Source organism: Clostridium sp. 1001283B150210_160208_E6 (assembly GCF_015669365.1).
Taxonomy (GTDB): Bacteria; Bacillota; Clostridia; order Clostridiales; family Clostridiaceae; genus Clostridium; species Clostridium paraputrificum.
Genome location: NZ_JADPAA010000020.1, coordinates 20541 through 37454, shown reverse-complemented (window position 1 = coordinate 37454; position 16914 = coordinate 20541). Strand labels below are relative to the sequence as shown.

At 30.7% G+C, this 16914-nt stretch carries 15 protein-coding genes, 2 tRNA genes, 1 other RNA gene and 1 riboswitch; of the genes, 13 read left to right on the top strand and 5 right to left on the bottom strand.

What is annotated here, in order from left to right; translation table 11 throughout:
- Positions 1 to 11: 11 nt before the first annotated feature.
- Together I4V16_RS15915 and I4V16_RS15910 are read right to left on the bottom strand one after the other, a co-directional pair.
- Positions 12 to 1406, bottom strand: coding sequence for an FAD-dependent protein (locus tag I4V16_RS15915; RefSeq protein WP_111937930.1), 1395 nt, complete (start codon positions 1404 to 1406; stop codon positions 12 to 14).
- Positions 1407 to 1434: 28 nt separating this feature from the next.
- Positions 1435 to 1538, bottom strand: a riboswitch (purine riboswitch).
- A gap of 102 nt (positions 1539 to 1640) precedes the next feature.
- Positions 1641 to 2366 (bottom strand): ATP-binding protein, encoded by a 726-nt coding sequence (locus tag I4V16_RS15910; protein ID WP_049179566.1) that lies wholly within the window; start codon positions 2364 to 2366, stop codon positions 1641 to 1643.
- 201 nt (positions 2367 to 2567) lie between these two features.
- Here I4V16_RS15910 and I4V16_RS15905 point away from each other — a divergent pair, with 201 nt between their 5' ends.
- Positions 2568 to 3221, top strand: coding sequence for a DUF6483 family protein (locus tag I4V16_RS15905; RefSeq protein ID WP_099329388.1), 654 nt, complete (start codon positions 2568 to 2570; stop codon positions 3219 to 3221).
- 111 nt (positions 3222 to 3332) lie between these two features.
- Positions 3333 to 4688 carry an MATE family efflux transporter gene (locus tag I4V16_RS15900; protein WP_111937915.1) on the top strand — a complete coding sequence of 452 codons (1356 nt, stop codon included), beginning with the start codon at positions 3333 to 3335 and terminating at the stop codon, positions 4686 to 4688.
- Positions 4689 to 4762: 74 nt separating this feature from the next.
- Here the strand turns inward: I4V16_RS15900 and I4V16_RS15895 are convergent, their stop codons facing one another.
- Positions 4763 to 5479 (bottom strand): lysophospholipid acyltransferase family protein, encoded by a 717-nt coding sequence (locus I4V16_RS15895; protein ID WP_099329390.1) that lies wholly within the window; start codon positions 5477 to 5479, stop codon positions 4763 to 4765.
- A gap of 134 nt (positions 5480 to 5613) precedes the next feature.
- Here I4V16_RS15895 and I4V16_RS15890 point away from each other — a divergent pair, with 134 nt between their 5' ends.
- The 9 genes from I4V16_RS15890 to ffs all read left to right on the top strand — a co-directional run bounded on the left by I4V16_RS15890 (position 5614) and on the right by ffs (position 13293).
- Entirely contained in the window at positions 5614 to 6390 is a 777-nt protein-coding gene (locus tag I4V16_RS15890; RefSeq protein WP_111937916.1) for a staygreen family protein, read from the top strand.
- Between the two features lie 46 nt (positions 6391 to 6436).
- Positions 6437 to 7297: a DegV family protein gene (locus tag I4V16_RS15885; protein ID WP_111937917.1), complete on the top strand. Its 861-nt coding sequence runs from the start codon at positions 6437 to 6439 to the stop codon at positions 7295 to 7297.
- A gap of 177 nt (positions 7298 to 7474) precedes the next feature.
- Positions 7475 to 9877 carry a cation-translocating P-type ATPase gene (locus I4V16_RS15880; protein ID WP_049178458.1) on the top strand — a complete coding sequence of 801 codons (2403 nt, stop codon included), beginning with the start codon at positions 7475 to 7477 and terminating at the stop codon, positions 9875 to 9877.
- A 118-nt stretch (positions 9878 to 9995) separates the two neighbouring features.
- Positions 9996 to 10070, top strand: a tRNA-Arg gene (locus I4V16_RS15875).
- A gap of 189 nt (positions 10071 to 10259) precedes the next feature.
- On the top strand, positions 10260 to 11510 hold the full coding sequence (locus tag I4V16_RS15870; protein ID WP_049178459.1) for a hemolysin family protein: 1251 nt from the start codon (positions 10260 to 10262) through the stop codon (positions 11508 to 11510).
- A 53-nt stretch (positions 11511 to 11563) separates the two neighbouring features.
- The gene (locus I4V16_RS15865; RefSeq protein WP_049178460.1) at positions 11564 to 12025 is read left to right on the top strand and encodes a nucleoside deaminase; all 462 of its coding nucleotides are present in this window, start codon (positions 11564 to 11566) and stop codon (positions 12023 to 12025) included.
- A 3-nt stretch (positions 12026 to 12028) separates the two neighbouring features.
- Entirely contained in the window at positions 12029 to 12796 is a 768-nt protein-coding gene (lgt, locus tag I4V16_RS15860; protein WP_049178461.1) for a prolipoprotein diacylglyceryl transferase, read from the top strand.
- Positions 12797 to 12936: 140 nt separating this feature from the next.
- Positions 12937 to 13026, top strand: a tRNA-Ser gene (locus I4V16_RS15855).
- Positions 13027 to 13029: 3 nt separating this feature from the next.
- An RNA gene (ffs, locus tag I4V16_RS15850) (signal recognition particle sRNA large type) lies at positions 13030 to 13293 on the top strand.
- Positions 13294 to 13445: 152 nt separating this feature from the next.
- Here the strand turns inward: ffs and I4V16_RS15845 are convergent.
- Positions 13446 to 13937 carry a dihydrofolate reductase gene (locus tag I4V16_RS15845; protein ID WP_049178462.1) on the bottom strand — a complete coding sequence of 164 codons (492 nt, stop codon included), beginning with the start codon at positions 13935 to 13937 and terminating at the stop codon, positions 13446 to 13448.
- A complete protein-coding gene (locus I4V16_RS15840; RefSeq protein WP_049178463.1) occupies positions 13937 to 14728 on the bottom strand; it encodes a thymidylate synthase in 792 nt (263 codons plus the stop codon). Before I4V16_RS15840 ends, I4V16_RS15845 begins: the two co-directional genes overlap by 1 nt.
- Before the next feature lie 124 nt (positions 14729 to 14852).
- Between I4V16_RS15840 and dnaX the strand changes: the two genes are divergently transcribed.
- Positions 14853 to 16493, top strand: a complete 1641-nt coding sequence (gene dnaX, locus I4V16_RS15835) for a DNA polymerase III subunit gamma/tau (RefSeq protein ID WP_049178464.1) — start codon at positions 14853 to 14855, stop codon at positions 16491 to 16493.
- A gap of 66 nt (positions 16494 to 16559) precedes the next feature.
- Positions 16560 to 16904: a YbaB/EbfC family nucleoid-associated protein gene (locus I4V16_RS15830; protein ID WP_027099110.1), complete on the top strand. Its 345-nt coding sequence runs from the start codon at positions 16560 to 16562 to the stop codon at positions 16902 to 16904.
- Positions 16905 to 16914 lie beyond the last annotated feature (10 nt).

Sequence of the window (16914 nt, the reverse complement as noted above, 5' to 3'; positions counted from 1 at the left end):
GGTTTTTATATTTATAGAAGTCTTCCCATCATGACTCCCATAGCAGAAGCCATCATAAGACCCCTTGTCCATCCACTTGAGTCACCTAAACAGTGAAGTCCCTTTATATTAGTTTCAAAATTTGTATCTAATTTTATTTTATTACTATAAAATTTAATTTCTGGACCATAAAGAAGTGTTTCTCTACTTGCAAACCCAGGAACTACTGTATCCATAGCTTCAATGAAGTTTAATATGTTGGTCATAGTTCTATATGGCATTGCAGATGTTAAATCACCTGCTTCAGCATCTGGAAGAGTGTGTTTTACGTTTGATTCATAAAGCTCATGTTCCCATGTTCTCTTACCATCTAAGATATCGCCATATCTTTGAACTAATATCTTTCCATTACCTAGCATATTAACAAGTTCAGCTACCTTTTTACCATATTCAATAGGCTCGTTAAAAGGTTCAGCAAAGTTATGAGAACTTAATATAGCTAAATTAGTATTATCAGACTTTAGGTTCTTATATGAATGACCATTAACTATAGCAAGGTTATTATCATAGTTTTCTTGGCTTACAAAGCCACCAGGGTTTTGACAGAAGGTTCTTACCTTATCTTTAAATGGAAGAGGATGTCCAATTAATTTTGATTCATAAAGAACATTATTAACACTTTCCATTACTTCATTTCTAAGTTCTACTCTAACACCAATATCTACTGGACCTGCAGAATGGTTAATATTATGTTCAACACACATATCCTTTAACCAGTCAGCACCTTTTCTACCTGTAGCAACAACAACTTTATTACTGAATACTTCTTCATCCTTTTTCTTAGTTAAGGCATCAGTTAATAAGGCTCCAGTAACAGAATTATTTTCTATAATTAAGTTTTTAACTAATGTATCAAATTTAATTTCAACACCAACTTCTAATAGGTGATTTTGAATTTTTAAGTATATTTCTTGAGCCTTTTCTGTACCTAGATGTCGAATAGGACAATCTACTAATTTTAGTCCACCTTGAATTGCTTTTCTTCTAATTTCTTTAACAGCATCATTATTATCTATACCTTCAACTTTAGTATCAGCACCAAAATCTAGATATATTTTATCAGTATAATCAATAAATTCTTGAGCAGTTTTTGCTCCAACAAGGTTTGGTAAATCGCCACCAACCTCGTAGCTTAATGATAGTTTTCCATCTGAAAATGCACCAGCACCAGAGAATCCTGATGTGATATGACAATAAGGTTTGCAAGAAACACAAACATTTGTCCTGTCCTTAGGGCAATGTCTTTTATCTATTTGTTTCCCGGCCTCAATTAAAAGAATTTTAGATTGTGGTTTTTGTTTCTTAAGCTCATATGCAGTAAAGATTCCTGCAGGACCAGCACCAACTATAATTACATCATAATTCATTATAAACATCTCCTCGTAAATTAAGATAATATACTTAGTAGACACTTATAGCCCAGAGTAATTTACGGTAACCCGGTAGAAACATCCAACCCATATTGTAGGATTTATATAAGTGAACAATTTATTTAAATTTAATAAAAAAGTTCTAACTACAAGGTGATTTTAGCTTATTTTATACATAAAATCAATACAAAACTGTAAAAATATAAAATAAAAAACAATAAAACACGAATATTATTCGTGTTTTATCCTTTCTTTATCCCATATAAATAGTTGGTTAGGGTTATTTAAACACCCAAAAATATTTTTTTTAAAACCTGGTATTTTTCTATCTAAATCTTTGATTAGTTCTTTTATATCTTGCCTTTTAGTTTTTCCGTCAGCAGGACAAGGATTCTTAATAATAGGTAGCTTGTTATTTAGAGAGAATTTTCTAATAGAGCTTTCATTTATATAAACCATAGGTCTAATAAGGGATAAGTTATTTTTATCCATATAGCTTTTGGGAGAAAAACAATTAATTCTACCTTCATAACAAATGGAAAGTAAAAAAGTTTCTAATGCATCATCCTTATGGTGACCTAATGCAACCTTATTACAACCAAGCTTACTTGCATTATCATTTAAGGCGCCTCTACGTAAGTTTGCACATAGAGAGCATGGATTTTTTTCTTTTCTAATATCAAAAACTATTTCTTTTATATTAGTTTTAATTTCATAAAAGGGTATTTCTAATTCTTTGCAGAATTTATGTAAGGGAGAGTTATCTACGCCACCTGGATTTAGGGTTATAGCTATTAAATCAAAGGATTCCGGGGAAAACTTTTTATAAGCATTTAATAGATATAATAAAGTTAAGCTATCCTTACCCCCAGACAATCCTACTGCAATTTTATCTCCATTTTCTATCAAATTAAAATCATTTATAGCTTGTCGCATTTTACTGAGAAGCTTTTGCATATATATTTCCTCCTATGTTGTAAATGTATTATAATTTTATAACAAAAAGCAAAATTTAAAAATATATTTCTTACATTTTAATTTGACCTTAACTTACTATAAATAAATAGAAAATTTAAAATAAATTAACTTAATTTATATTTAATTATAGTTATATAATATTTATACTATAATTAAATTTTCTGTAAAATGGAGGGCCTTATGATTAAGAAAGATTTTATGAAAGAAATAGAAAATTCACTAAAAATAGTTAAAAGGGAAGTTGATAAAAATATAATAAATGGAAATATTAGTGAGGCTAAAGAGGCTATAAATAATCAATTAAAGGGGCTAGTAGGATTAGATATAATGACTATTGACACGCTTTCATTTAGTAGTGTTATTGATATTATAAGTCGTGAAGATGAATTTAATGGAGAAAAGTATATAGCTCTTGGAGAATTGCTTTGTTTACAAGGTTTTGTATGTCAAAGCACAGGAGATGAAGAAGGTCAAATTAAGTATTATCTAAAGTCTATAGACGCTTTAAATGAGGCTTTTATGGAGGATAGTGATATAGAAAAAAGGTATTTTCAAGATGGAATACATATTTCAGATTTATTATCGGTATATGATTTAACGATAAATGAAAATAAAAAGATATTTAAGTTTTATGAGATTGTTGGAAAATATGATAAAGCAGAAGATATATTATTTTACATGATAAAGAAAAGTAATAAGGACAAGAATGTAATAGCAATGGGCATTAACTATTATGAAAAATTAAAGAACTTAAGTGATGATGTACTAGAAGCTGGCAATTTATCCAGAGAAGAAATAGAAGACAGCTATAAAGAATTAATGAATATTTGTTGACAAAATACATTAATTATAAGAAAATAAATCAGGAATTTAATAAGAACTTTTTTAGCAGACGGGCGGCTAGACTACCCGTGTGCTTTTTTTATTTTAACTAAGGAGGAAATTATGGGAATATTAAGGGATAAAAAGTTTATTAAAACGATGCTAACATTAGCAATACCTATAACCATACAAAGCTTTATAACATCATCACTAAATTTAGTAGATAATTTAATGATTGGAAAGTTAGGAGAAGAAGCTATTGCAGCAGTAGGACTTGCTAATCAATATTTCTTTATTTTTATGCTTTGTTTATCAGGAATTAATGCTGGTGCAAGCGTATTTATGTCTCAATATTGGGGGAAAAGAGATGTTAAAAGTATAAAAAAGGTATTAGGATTAGATTTGACCATAGGATTTATTGCATCTTTATTGTTTGGAATAGGAGCATTCTTCTTATCAGACGGTATAATGAGCATATTGTCTAAGGATCCAAGTGTAATAGAATTAGGTGGGATGTACTTAAGGGTTATTGCAATAAGTTATCTTATAACTAATGTAACTCAAGCGTATTCATCTGCATTAAGAAGTACAGAACAACCTAAAGTTACAATGTATGCAAGTTTGATTGGTGTATTAAGTAATGCATTTTTAAACTGGATATTTATATTTGGTAACTTAGGTTGTAAGCCAATGGGAGTAGCAGGAGCTGCTTTAGCTACTACTTTAGCAAGAGTAATAGAAATGCTATATATATTATTTGAGGTATACATAAGGAACAATAAAGTATCTTCTAATCTAAAAGAACTGTTTAGTTTTGATTTTACTTTTGTAAAAACTTACTTTAGAACATCTACATCTGTAATAATAAATGAATTAGTATGGTCATTAGGACTTACTTCTTACTCTATAGCGTATGCACAGATAGGTACAGGTGCAGTAGCAACCATGCAAATAGCAACTACATTAAATAATATGTTTATGGTATTTTGTATAGGTCTTGCAAGTGCAGCGGCTATAATGGTAGGTAATAAGATTGGATCAGGACATGAGGAAGAGGCTGTAGATTATTCTAAGAAAATAGGAGTTGTATCACCTATAGTTGGATTAATTTTAGGTATATTAATATGGATATTTGCCCCTACAATTTTAAAACTGTTTAATATTACTGAAGGTACAGTAAATGACACGATATATGTATTAAGAATTATGGCAGTTTTCTGTGCAATAAGAACATATAATGTTGTAATGATAGTTGGTGTGTTCAGAGGGGGCGGAGATACGACATACTCAATGTTAGTTCAGGCAGGTACTATATGGCTTTTTGCTGTTCCAATGGCATTTATAGGAGCAGTAGTTCTTAAAGTACCAGTATATGTTGTATATTTCTTTATATGCTTAGAAGAAGTAGTTAAGCTGTTCTTTGAGTTTGCTAGGTTAAGATCTGGTAAGTGGGTTAATAATGTAATAAGTTCTAATTAGATAGGGAATAAAAAAATGAGTTGTTGCAACAGAGCAACAACTCATTTTTTTTATTATCTAAAATATAATGAAGCTTATTTTAATGGTGATAAGATTATAGATTCAACTCTTTCTGGTAAAGCTGAAGATTCTTCTTTGCTTAATGATTTAGTATCTATTGCTGGATGAATAATAACCTCAACTTTATCAGCCTTAATCTTGTTACCATTTCTCTCTAATAGTTTATAAGTACCATTTATAGTAACAGGAACTATTGGAACTTTTGGCTTAAGAGCCAATTTAAAGCTTCCACTTTTAAATTCATGAGGCTCTCCACCCTTACTTCTTGTTCCCTCAGGGAAAATTACCATAGAGTATCCGCTTTTAAGAATATTAATTCCCTCAACGATAGCTTCAGCTGATTTTCTTAAATTAGCTCTATCCATAAAAATACATCTTATATATCTCATCCACGTACTTATTCCAGGCCAGTTTTCAAGTTCCTTTTTTGCTATAAAGCCTTTTGGAACGTCAATAACGCTCATTAATAGTGGGATATCAAAGAAACTTTGGTGATTTGCCATGAATAAAACAGTCTGGTCACTAGGTATATTTTCAAGACCTTTAACTGTAATTTCTGCACCACTCATTTTCATTACAAAACGAGCCCAACCTCTTGTTACTTTATGAATAAATATTGTTTTTTCTTTTGTTTTTCCTCTAAGTTCTAAATATTTAATTCTAATTAGTGCCAACAGTGAAACAAATAAGCTTAAGACCACTGCTGGATAAAATAAAATAGTTCTTATCATAAATATAATTCCTTTCTAGAATCAAAAATTTCATATAAAAACAGTATATTATATCTTAATAATAAATAAAAGAACTAATAAACTTAATAGTTCATATAAATGCATTATAAATAATATTATCAAGGAGATTGAAAGTGAGAGAGTTTATAAAAGAAAAACTTCATATTGAAGTGAATGACTTATTATTAGAGAATACAAACATACAAAATCGATTTTATACACTAACACATTCAGATGAAACAGGAGAATTATTTTTGTTTATAGATACTAAGTATAGGGAAGATAAATTTTCAAAGCATAGAGATGAAGTTATATCATGTTGGAAAGAGATAGATAACAAATATATTTTAGAAGTTTACTTATGTATAGATGGAGAGGGGAATTCTAGTGATATAGAGAAAAGAGATATAATATTTAGGGAAGAACTTTCACTAGCTTTAGAAGCAATAGTATATGGAGATAAGGGAATTTTTCTTGGTAATAAAAATTTAATAGATTCTTCCATTATAGTTTACTTTAACTCTACTAATCCTAAATATAATAAGATAGAAAGATGGGGACAAGTATCTGATTATTTAATAAAGAAGGATAGGGTGCAAAGTAATTTTAAAGTACCTCAGAATGTAACAAGTTCAAGGTTAAAGGATGGAGTAATATTTACATTATTAAATAGCTATATAGAAAAAGAAATGAAAAAGATATATGGACCAAGGTATGTATATTGCCCTAATTTTTCAGAGATAATGATGATTAAGTCTTTAAGTGCGCCTCTAGCATGTAAAGGAAGGTATATCGTTGTAATAAGAGTAAGATCTGCTGGAATAAACAAAAATCCAGTAAATGAGACAATAATAGAATTTTTAATAAGTACTGATGGTGTTAAAATACAAAGTGTAAAAAATCCTAGGTAATATATGGTATAATATTATAAACTATTTTATAGAGAGTGGTGATTTTATGGGAGTAAAGTTAGTTACAGACAGTACAAGTTACATTTCTGAAGAATTAATACATGAATATGATATTTCAATTACATCATTAAATGTTATTCTTCAAGGAAAAAGTTATAGAGAAGTTAATCTAGACAATAAATATTTCTATGAGGTTATGAACCAGTCAGAAGAGATACCGACATCATCCCAACCAAGTATAGATGAACTTTTAGGTACATTTAAAAGTATTGTTAAGTCAGGAGATGATGTTGTAGGAGTATTTCTATCATCAGAAATGAGTGGCACATATTCTAGTGCACATTTAGTAAAGAATATGGTTTTGGAAGAGTATCCAGATGCAAGGATAGAAATAATAGATTCAAGAACTAATTGCATGCAGATGGGATTTCAAGTAATTGAAGGTGCAAGAGCTGCAAAGGAAGGAAAATCTATAGAGGAAGTAGTTGAGGTAGTTAATAAGGTTGTTAAGTCTAGTAGATTTTTATTTGTACCAGACACATTAAGGTATCTTAAAAAAGGTGGAAGAATAGGTGGCGCGGCTGCTTTATTTGGAACAATACTTCAAATAAGACCCATCCTTACTGTAAAAGATGGAGTTACTTCAGTTTTTGAAAAAGTGAGAACAAAGAAAAAAGCAGTTAATGTAATAGTAGATAAAGTATTAGATGATATTGAAAATTATGGTCTTGGAGATGTTATAGTTCATCATATAAATTGTGAAGAAGAAGGAAGAGAACTTGCGAAGAGGTTAGAAGAAGAATTAAATATTCCAATAAGGATACAATCTATAGGACCAATAATAGGTTTGCATGTAGGACCAGGAAGTATAGGGGTGGCTTATTTTACTAAAAAGGAATTATTATAGAGGTAGGAGCTAAGTTATAGGCTCCTACTTTTTTTGTTAAGAATAATAAATCATATAAATATAACAATATATAAATAAGAATTAATACAATCTTTCTATTTATTTAAGAGTATTTTAAGATTGTAAAAGTAAAATGAAAGTATAAAAGTGGATTGTAAAAGATATAAGGAGTATTGTATGGAGTGTAGAGATAATTTTTATGATAACATCAACAACTCCTCCTTTATAATAAAAAATAGCAGCAGAGGTCTTACAGATGATGAAGTAAGAGATAGAATTGCAAGAGGAGAAGTAAATAAAATACCAAAGGCGCCTTCAAGAACAATATGGCAAATGATCAGGGCAAACTTTTTTAATATATTTAATGCTTTAAATATAATATTAGCTTTAGTTTGTATAGCAGCAGGATCTCCTAAGAATGCTATATTTGCAGGAGTAATAATAGTAAATAGCATTATTGGAGTCGTACAAGAATTAAGTGCTAAGAGCACCTTAGAAGAGTTATCTGTTTTAAGTATGGCTCATGCTAAGGTATTAAGAAATGGAAAGATTAAAAAGGTTTGTGTTGAAGAATTAGTTTTAAATGATATTGTATACCTTGATTCAGGCAACCAGGTATTAGCTGATTGTGAGCTAATTGATGGTGATGAGTTAGAAGTAGATGAGTCAATGTTAACTGGAGAATCTGATTCAGTATATAAAACAAATGGAGATAAAATATTATCTGGGAGTTTTATTATTGCAGGTGAAGGATTGGCTGAGGTTAAGAAAGTAGGAGCAAATACTTACTCGTCTCAGTTAGCTGAGGAAGCAAGAAAATTTAAGATAATTAATTCAGAGTTACAATCCTCTATAAGCAAAATAATAAAGTTTCTACTATGGTTAATTGTTCCAATAGGGATAATTTTAACAACAACTCAAACAGTTTTTAGTAATATTGGATGGAGAAGTGCGGTGCTAGGAGCTGTTTCTGGAATAGTAGGAATGATACCTGAAGGTTTAGTTCTTCTAACAAGTGCAACCTTTATAGTATCTGTAGTTAAGCTTGCGAAATATAAAACATTAGTACAGCAATTATCAGCTACAGAAGTTTTGGCTAGGGTTGATGTATTATGTGTTGATAAAACAGGTACAATCACAGAAGGAAAGCTTAATTTAGTTAATGTTGAGTTAATAGGAAATAGTGATAAAGAATTAGTAGATATGGCATTATCAACATTAGTACATAATTTACCCAATAAGAATCCAACTCAATTAGCTATACTAGAAAGGTATAAAGATTGTAGAACCTTAGATGTATTAGAAAAAGTACCATTTTCATCTAGAAGAAAGTGGGGAGGAATAGTAATACAAGGTGAGGGAGCTTGGGTATTAGGCGCACCTGAAATATTATTGGATGATAGATACAGTAGGTTTAGTGAGAAAATTGAGAGGGAAGCTAGAAAAGGAAGAAGAATTTTACTGTTAGGAAGAATAGAACAATCTTCCCTAAAGGATGGAATTAAAGCGCAAGTTAAAGAAGAAGCGTTAATTTATATAGAAGATGTTATTAAAGAGGAAGCACCAAGAGTATTAAGGTACTTTAAAGAAGAAGGAGTTAATTTAAGAGTAATATCAGGAGATAACCCAGTTACCGTTTCAGCAGTAGCAATGAGAGCAGGCTTAAAAAATTGGGATAAGTATGTAGATGCAAGGACCTTACCGGAGGATATTGAAGAGTTAAAAAGGGTTGTAGATGAGTATGTGATCTTTGGAAGAGTAACCCCTCATCAAAAGAAAGATATTATAAAAGCATTGCAAGCTAATGGCCATACTGTTGCAATGACAGGAGATGGGGTAAATGATGTATTAGCATTAAAGGAATCTGATTGTGGAATAGCTATGGGAAATGGTTCTGATGCAACAAAGGCTGTAGCTCAGCTAGTACTTTTAAATTCTGACTTTGGAGCATTGCCTTATATAGTTGAAGAGGGAAGAAAACAAATAAATAACTTAGAAAGAGTGGCAGAATTATTTCTATCAAAAACGGTGTTTTTTGTGTGTTTAGCATTTATTTTTTCAGCATTAATGTTACCTTATCCACTATTACCAATACAGGCCTCTTTAGTTGGTAGTTGTGCAATAGGTATACCTGCATTTTTCTTAGCTTTATTGCCATGTAAAGGTAGGGTAAAGAGCGGGTTCTTAAGAAGAATATTAACAACAAGTATTCCAAATGGTGTGTTCATGGTTACTTTTACTACAGTAGGGTATGTAATGAGCTACTTATCGGGTGCTAGTGTAGAAGTTAGTAGGTCTGTAGCACTACTAATATTTGCAGGGATAAGCTTAATTATATTAATTAGATTATCTTTTCCTATTACTAAATTTAAACTTGTATTAGTAATAGGTATGATAAGTTGTATTGTATTATGCTATATGACGCCAATTGGCAGGGAAGTATTTAGTTTAGCACCATTAACAATTAAAGAATGGGTTATGGCAGGAGCATTTACAGCTTTATCTTGGCCTTTAATATCTATAACAGTTAAGGGAGCTAGAGTTGTATTTAAAGAAAATTCAAAAGTTCAAATGGTTTAAGTAAGAAGTCCTCTAGTTTTGAGGACTTCTATTTTTACGTTATATAAAATTAAGAGAGCTATAAAGTTGACAACTAATGGTAAGTGTAATAAAATCTATATGTAATTTAATTAAATATGTCCTCATAGTTCAATGGATAGAATAGTCCCCTCCTAAGGGATAGATGTAGGTTCGATTCCTACTGGGGATACCAAGTACTCAAGTTCTCCTTGAGTACTTTTTTACGTATCGAAAATTATAAACTTTTAATTTGTTATAAATTAGATTCATATATGATATTAATATTAGAATTTCTAGGCATAATAGTTAATATAAAAAATAGAAATATTATGATATAATAAATATTAAAATATATTTAGGAGAATTAGGAGAGTGATTATAGTTGGACTCTAGCTACACGTTTGAGATAATTCTATTAATTATAATGATTATATTATCAGGATTTTTCTCGATGTCAGAGACAGCACTTATGTCTTTAAGTAAGATAAGAATTAGACATATGGTAGATGAAAAGGTTAAGGGATCAAAACTTGTGGAAAAGCTAATTGAGGATCCAAACAAGCTTTTAGGAGCAATACTTATAGGAAATAATATAGTTAATATAGGAGCATCGTCATTGGCAACTTCATTAGCTTTAAAGTTATTTGGAGGTAGTGATAAGGCTGTTACGATAGTAACTTTAGTTATGACTGTATTAATACTTATATTTGGTGAAATAACACCTAAATCAATTGCAAAACAAAAGTCAGAGAAAGTATCATTAATTGTTAGTAAACCTATTAAAGTAGTAGTATCTGTTTTTAAACCACTTGTAACGGTATTTACAGGTATATCTTCTTTGTTTATAAGGCTTCTTGGGGGAGACCCTAAAGCATCTGAGCCATTCATAACACAGGAAGAATTAAAGACAATGGTTGGTGTAAGTGAAGAAGAAGGTGTCCTTGAAGATGTAGAAAAAGAAATGATATTTAATGTTTTTGATTTTGGAGATATGCAAGTTAAGGATATAATGGTCCAAAGAGTTGATATAACAGCTATAGATGTTGAATTTAAATATAAAGAAGTTTTAGAAATAATAAAAACAGAACAATTTTCTAGAATTCCTGTTTATAAGGAAACCATTGATAATATTATAGGGATACTTAATGTTAAAGATTTAATAATAGCAGATATAAATGAAGAAGATTTTAAGGTTACAGATTATACAAGGGAGCCTTTCTACACATTTGAGTTTAAGAAAATAACAGAAGTATTTAAGGAAATGAAAAAGAGTAAAAACCACATGTCTATAGTTTTAGATGAGTATGGTGGAACTGTTGGAATAATAACTATCGAAGATTTAATTGAAGAGATAGTTGGTGAAATAGAAGACGAGTATGATGATGAAGATGAAATGATTGAGGTAGTAAAAGAAGACGAATATATAGTAGACGGAAGTGCTAGACTTGATGATATAAGTGATCTTATAGGAGTAAGTATGGAGTCTGAGGAGTTAGATTCTGTAGGTGGATTAGTAATAGGAGAACTTGGAAGAATACCTGAAGAAAAAGAAGAAGTTCTTATTAATAACATCAGATTCGTTGTGGAAGAAGTAGATAAAAATAGGATTAAGAAAGTTAGAATATTTACTTAATGTATAGAGGGAGTTATTTAACTTCCTCTATAGTTATATAGGAGCAATAGTTTATGGATTTTATGAAGTATGCTTTAATAGAAGCTGAAAAAGCTATGGAGGCAGAAGAGATACCAGTTGGTGCTATAGTTGTAAAAGATGGTATTATTGTAGGAAGAGGTTATAATCAAAAAGAAAAAAAGAATAATCCTACTGAACATGCTGAGATTATAGCAATAAGGGAGGCTTGCAGTAAGGTTGGAGATTGGAGATTAAATGGGTGTGAGATGTATGTTACATTAGAACCTTGTCCAATGTGTGCAGGAGCTATTTTGCAAAGTAGAATATCAAGGCTATATATAGGTACATTTAATAAAGATATGGGAGCTTGTGGTTCTGTAGTTAATTTGGTAGACAATAGAAGTTTAAATTCTTTTGTTAATGTTATATGGACTTATGATGAAAGATGTAGTGATATATTAAAAAAGTTTTTTGATTTAAAGAGGAATGGAATTTTACAAAAGAGGAGATTATAGTTTATGAACAACCCAATTGCATTTGATTTATTTGGATTAGAAGTAAGATGGTATGGATTATTAATAGGACTAGGAGTTATAGTTGCTTTAGCTTTAGCTTATTTTAACTGTAAAAAGAAAAATTTAAGTTTTGATTTATTAACAGATGGATTTTTGATTGCATTTCCTTGTGCAATTATTGGAGCAAGATTATATTATGTAGCTTTTGAATTTGATAGATATAGAAACAGTCTTATAGATATATTTAATATAAGGCAAGGTGGATTAGCTATTCATGGTGGCCTTATAGGAGCCTTTTTAGCTGCATATATTTTTGCAAAAGTGAAGAAGATAAATATATTAGAGTATATGGATGTTGTAGCTCCATCTTTAATTTTAGCTCAAGCTATAGGAAGATGGGGAAATTTTATGAATTCAGAAGCTCATGGTGGCCCTGTATCAGCTGAATTCATAAGTCATTTTCCTAAATTTATACAAGATGGAATGTATATAAGGGGAACTTATTATCATCCAACTTTCTTATATGAATCAATGTGGAATTTACTAGTTTGCGGAATTTTAATATTTATTTTGTATAAGAAGAAAGAAGGAACTCATGGAATTGTTATTTCTAGTTATATAGGATTGTATTCTCTGGGAAGGTTCTTTATTGAAGGATTAAGAACAGATAGTCTAATGTTCTTTGGATTAAGAATAGCTCAGATAGTAAGTATATTAGGAGTAGTTATAAGTATATCTTTATTAGTATATATTTATAGAAAGAAGAAGTAAATTTAAGGACTGTAACAAATTGCATAATACATTTAATTTGTGAACAGTTCCTTTATAAAATCTTAAGGAAGAAATATTCTATTGAATTAGAATTATATCTATGATATTATAAGGAAGTATTAAAAACAATAGTATATCTTGGAGAGATGTCCGAGTGGTCGAAGGAGCACGCCTGGAACGCGTGTATAGGGGAAACTCTATCGTGGGTTCAAATCCCACTCTCTCCGCCAATGCCGTGCTAGATGGGGAGTTAGCGGTGCCTTGTAACCTGCAATCCGCTATAGCAGGATTGAATTCCCTAGGGAGGCTATAATGAGTATGGTCTGCCCTATGTAAGTGGTGTTGATAGTCGGGTCCCACGCAATGGAACCCATGAACCTCGTCAGGTCCGGAAGGAAGCAGCGATAAGTGGTCACTTTCGTGTGCCGTGGATTAATCTGGCTTGAGCTAACTGCATAGGTAACGCGTATGATTTATAATCGAACTAGGGTGCACGGTTTTATTATGTACACCTTTCTTAAAATAAAGGAAAGGCTTTTTTTATGATATACAAGAAATATTTAGGTTACTCTTCAATAGGATTAACAATATAGGACAATAGGATAAGAAAGAGAGGGAATTTAAGCTTTGCTTAAAATCCCTCTTTTTCTTATTGTCTATCTAAATTGATATATTCAAATTCTATTCCGTTTTTAGGATCTTTCTTTTCACCAGAAGAATAGGTGATTTTCCACTTACTAAAGTCTATATCAGGGAAGTAAGTATCTCCTGAAAAACCTCTCTTAACCTTTGTAAGATATAGCTTGCTACAATAAGGGAAAGTTGTATTATATATTTCTCCGCCACCAATTATGAAGGCATTTTCATTATTATTTGCATATTCATTTATAACATCTTGAATATTATGTACTATTTCAACTTGATCAGAATCAACTTTATAATTTTCATCTCTAGTTATAACTATATGTTTTCTACCAGGAAGAATTCCAGGTAACGATTCAAAGGTTTTTCTACCCATTATTATGGTATTATCCATAGTTATTTCTTTAAATCTTTTTAAGTCTTCAGATAAATGCCATAGTAGTTTATTGTCTCCACCTATTAAGTTATTTTCTGCTATAGCAACAATAATTGAAAGCATTAAACAGACACCTCCATTTTAATTGCAGGATGATATTCATAGTCTACTAATTTAATATCATCAATTGTAAAGTCATAAAAGTCTTTTATTTCAGGGTTTAACCATAACTTAGGAGCAGAATATGCATCATTTGCTCTAGTAAGTTGTACTTTCATACCCTCAATTTGGTTTTCATATATATGAGCATTATTAATTACATGAGTAAATAAGCCAGGCTTTAACCCTGTAACTTGTGCTAGCATATGAGTTAGAACTGAAAATTGAGCACTGTTAAAAGGAACTCCTAAAGGCATATCACCAGACCTCTGAATTAACATACAGTTTAGGTGACCATCAGTAACATCCCACATAGTTAAGAAACAGCAAGGAGCAAGGCTCATCTCAGGAAGGTCTTCCCAGTTCCAAAGATTCAACATCATTCTTCTATCTTGAGGATTGTTCTTTAATGCTTCTATTAGATTATCTATTTGGTGAAATTTTTTTACTTGGTATCCATAGGCTTTACCGATAGTACCATCTTCACCTTCCCATTCATTCCAAATCTTAACGTTCATTTGTCTTAAATCTTCAACTACATTAGATTGCTTTTGATAAATCCAAAGCATTTCCTTAACGGCTGTTTTAAAAGCAACAAACTTAGTTGTTAGGATAGGAAACTCTTTTTGAAGATTAAATTGCATTATTTGATGTGGCAACTTATACGTAGGCATTCCAGTTCTATTATTATCATAATACCCATTATCTAGAATGTCTTTTACTATAGATAAATATTTTTCATCGTAAAGACTCATAATTAACCTCCCTAAAAATAGTATCTAAACTATTTTAACATATTAAATAATTATTTACTAATATGTTCTACAGTAGTGTATAATAAGGAATGTAGGATTTAACAAGAGTAGAGAGGTGAAGACCTTGGCATATACAGCCTTATATAGAGAATGGAGACCTAAAAATTTTGAAGATGTAGTAGGTCAAGAACACATAACAACTACGTTAAAAAATCAAATACAAAATGATAGAATTGCTCATGCTTATCTTTTTTGTGGAACTAGAGGAACAGGAAAAACTTCTACTGCAAAAGTTATGGCAAAAGCTTTAAATTGTCTTAATCCTGTAAATGGAGATCCCTGCAATGAATGTGAAATGTGCAAGAAGATAAATGAGGGATTAGCTATAGATGTCACAGAATTAGATGCTGCTTCTAATAATGGAGTAGATAAAATTAGAGATATAATTGATGATGCTAAGTATCCTCCACAGGAAGCTAGATTTAAAGTATATATAATGGACGAGGTTCATATGTTATCTATGGGAGCAGTAAATGCCTTCTTAAAAACATTAGAAGAACCACCAGCTAACGTAATATTTATTTTGGCAACTACTGACCCTCAAAAGTTACCTATTACTATACTTTCTAGATGTCAAAGGTTTGACTTTAAGAGAATTAGTAAGTCAGATATTTCAGATAGATTAAGAAAAATAGTAGGTGCTCAAGGAGTTTTAGCAGACGAAAAAAGTTTAGAACTTATTTCTAGAGTTTCTGATGGTGCTATGAGAGATGCATTAAGTATATTGGACCAAGCAATTGCAATGGGTGATGGTTCAGTTAATTATGATAGTGTAGTTGGAATGCTTGGATTAGTAACTAATGAATACTTGTTTGATATAACTTCGGCAATAATAGAAAGAAACATACAAAAAGCAATGAACATTATTGAAGAAGTAGTTTATGCAGGTAAGGATATAAATTTATTTATTAAGGATTTAACAGGACATTTTAGAAATTTATTAATGGCTAAAGTAACTAATAATCCCGAAGAAGTGTTAGATATGTCTATGGAAAATATAAATCTTATAAAAGAGCAAGGCTCTAGAATAAGAGTGGAAGAAATAATGAGAGATATTAGAATACTTCAAGAGGCAGAGGGTAATGCTAAGATTAGTAAACAAGCAAGACTATATTTAGAATTAGCTACAATTAAAATGTGTAAAATTGAATATGATACATCTAGTGAAGTAATTCTCGCTAGAATAAATAGATTAGAAGAAGCAATAAAGAGTGGCAAGATACAAGTGGCCACTCAAGTACAACAAAGTAACAACCAGGTTGCAGAAGTATCTAATGTGCAAAAAAGGACTGCAACACAAAATGTAATTAACAAAGAGCAAGCAGTAACAGAAGCTCCTGTTATTGAAGGGAATGTTAATGCAACAACATCTATTGGAGATATACAAAGATCATGGCATGATATATTAGAAGCTTTAAAAGCTAGAAGAGCTATGGTTATATATGCTTCATTAATGACAGGAAGACCTGTAGCCTGCAATAATGGAGTAGTTGTAATAAAATACGAAGAAGAGTATGCATTTAACAAAATAAGATTAGAAAAGCCTGAGAATATAAAAGTTATTAATGAAGTGGTTTCAGAAGTGATGAGAGAAAGACTAAAGGTTAGATTTACTGTTGAAACTAAAGAAGAAGCAGAGAGAAACCCTGAAGAAGTTCTTTTACAGGCATTAGGAGAATCTGCATTAGAAATAATAGATGAATAAAAGATAGAATTGAATTGAAAAATACTATATAATATAAAATATATATTTTGTAAGGAGGAATTGATTATGGCAAGAGGTGGATTTCCAGGTGGCTTCGGCGGAGGAAACATTAATAATTTAATGAAGCAAGCTCAAGCAATGCAAAAGCAAATGGAAGAAATGCAAAAAGAAGTTGAAGCTGCTGAATTTGAAGCTTCAGTTGGTGGAGGAGCTATTTCAGTTCGTGTAAATGGAAAGAAAGAAGTTTTAGGAATTAACATAAAACCAGAAGTAGTAGATCCAGATGATGTTGAAATGTTAGAAGATTTAGTACTTAGTGCTGTAAATGAAGCTTTAAGAAAAGCTGATGAAGAAACAGCTAACAAGATGGGTAAATTAACAGGTGGTTTAAAGATGCCTGGTTTATTCTAGGAAATTATTT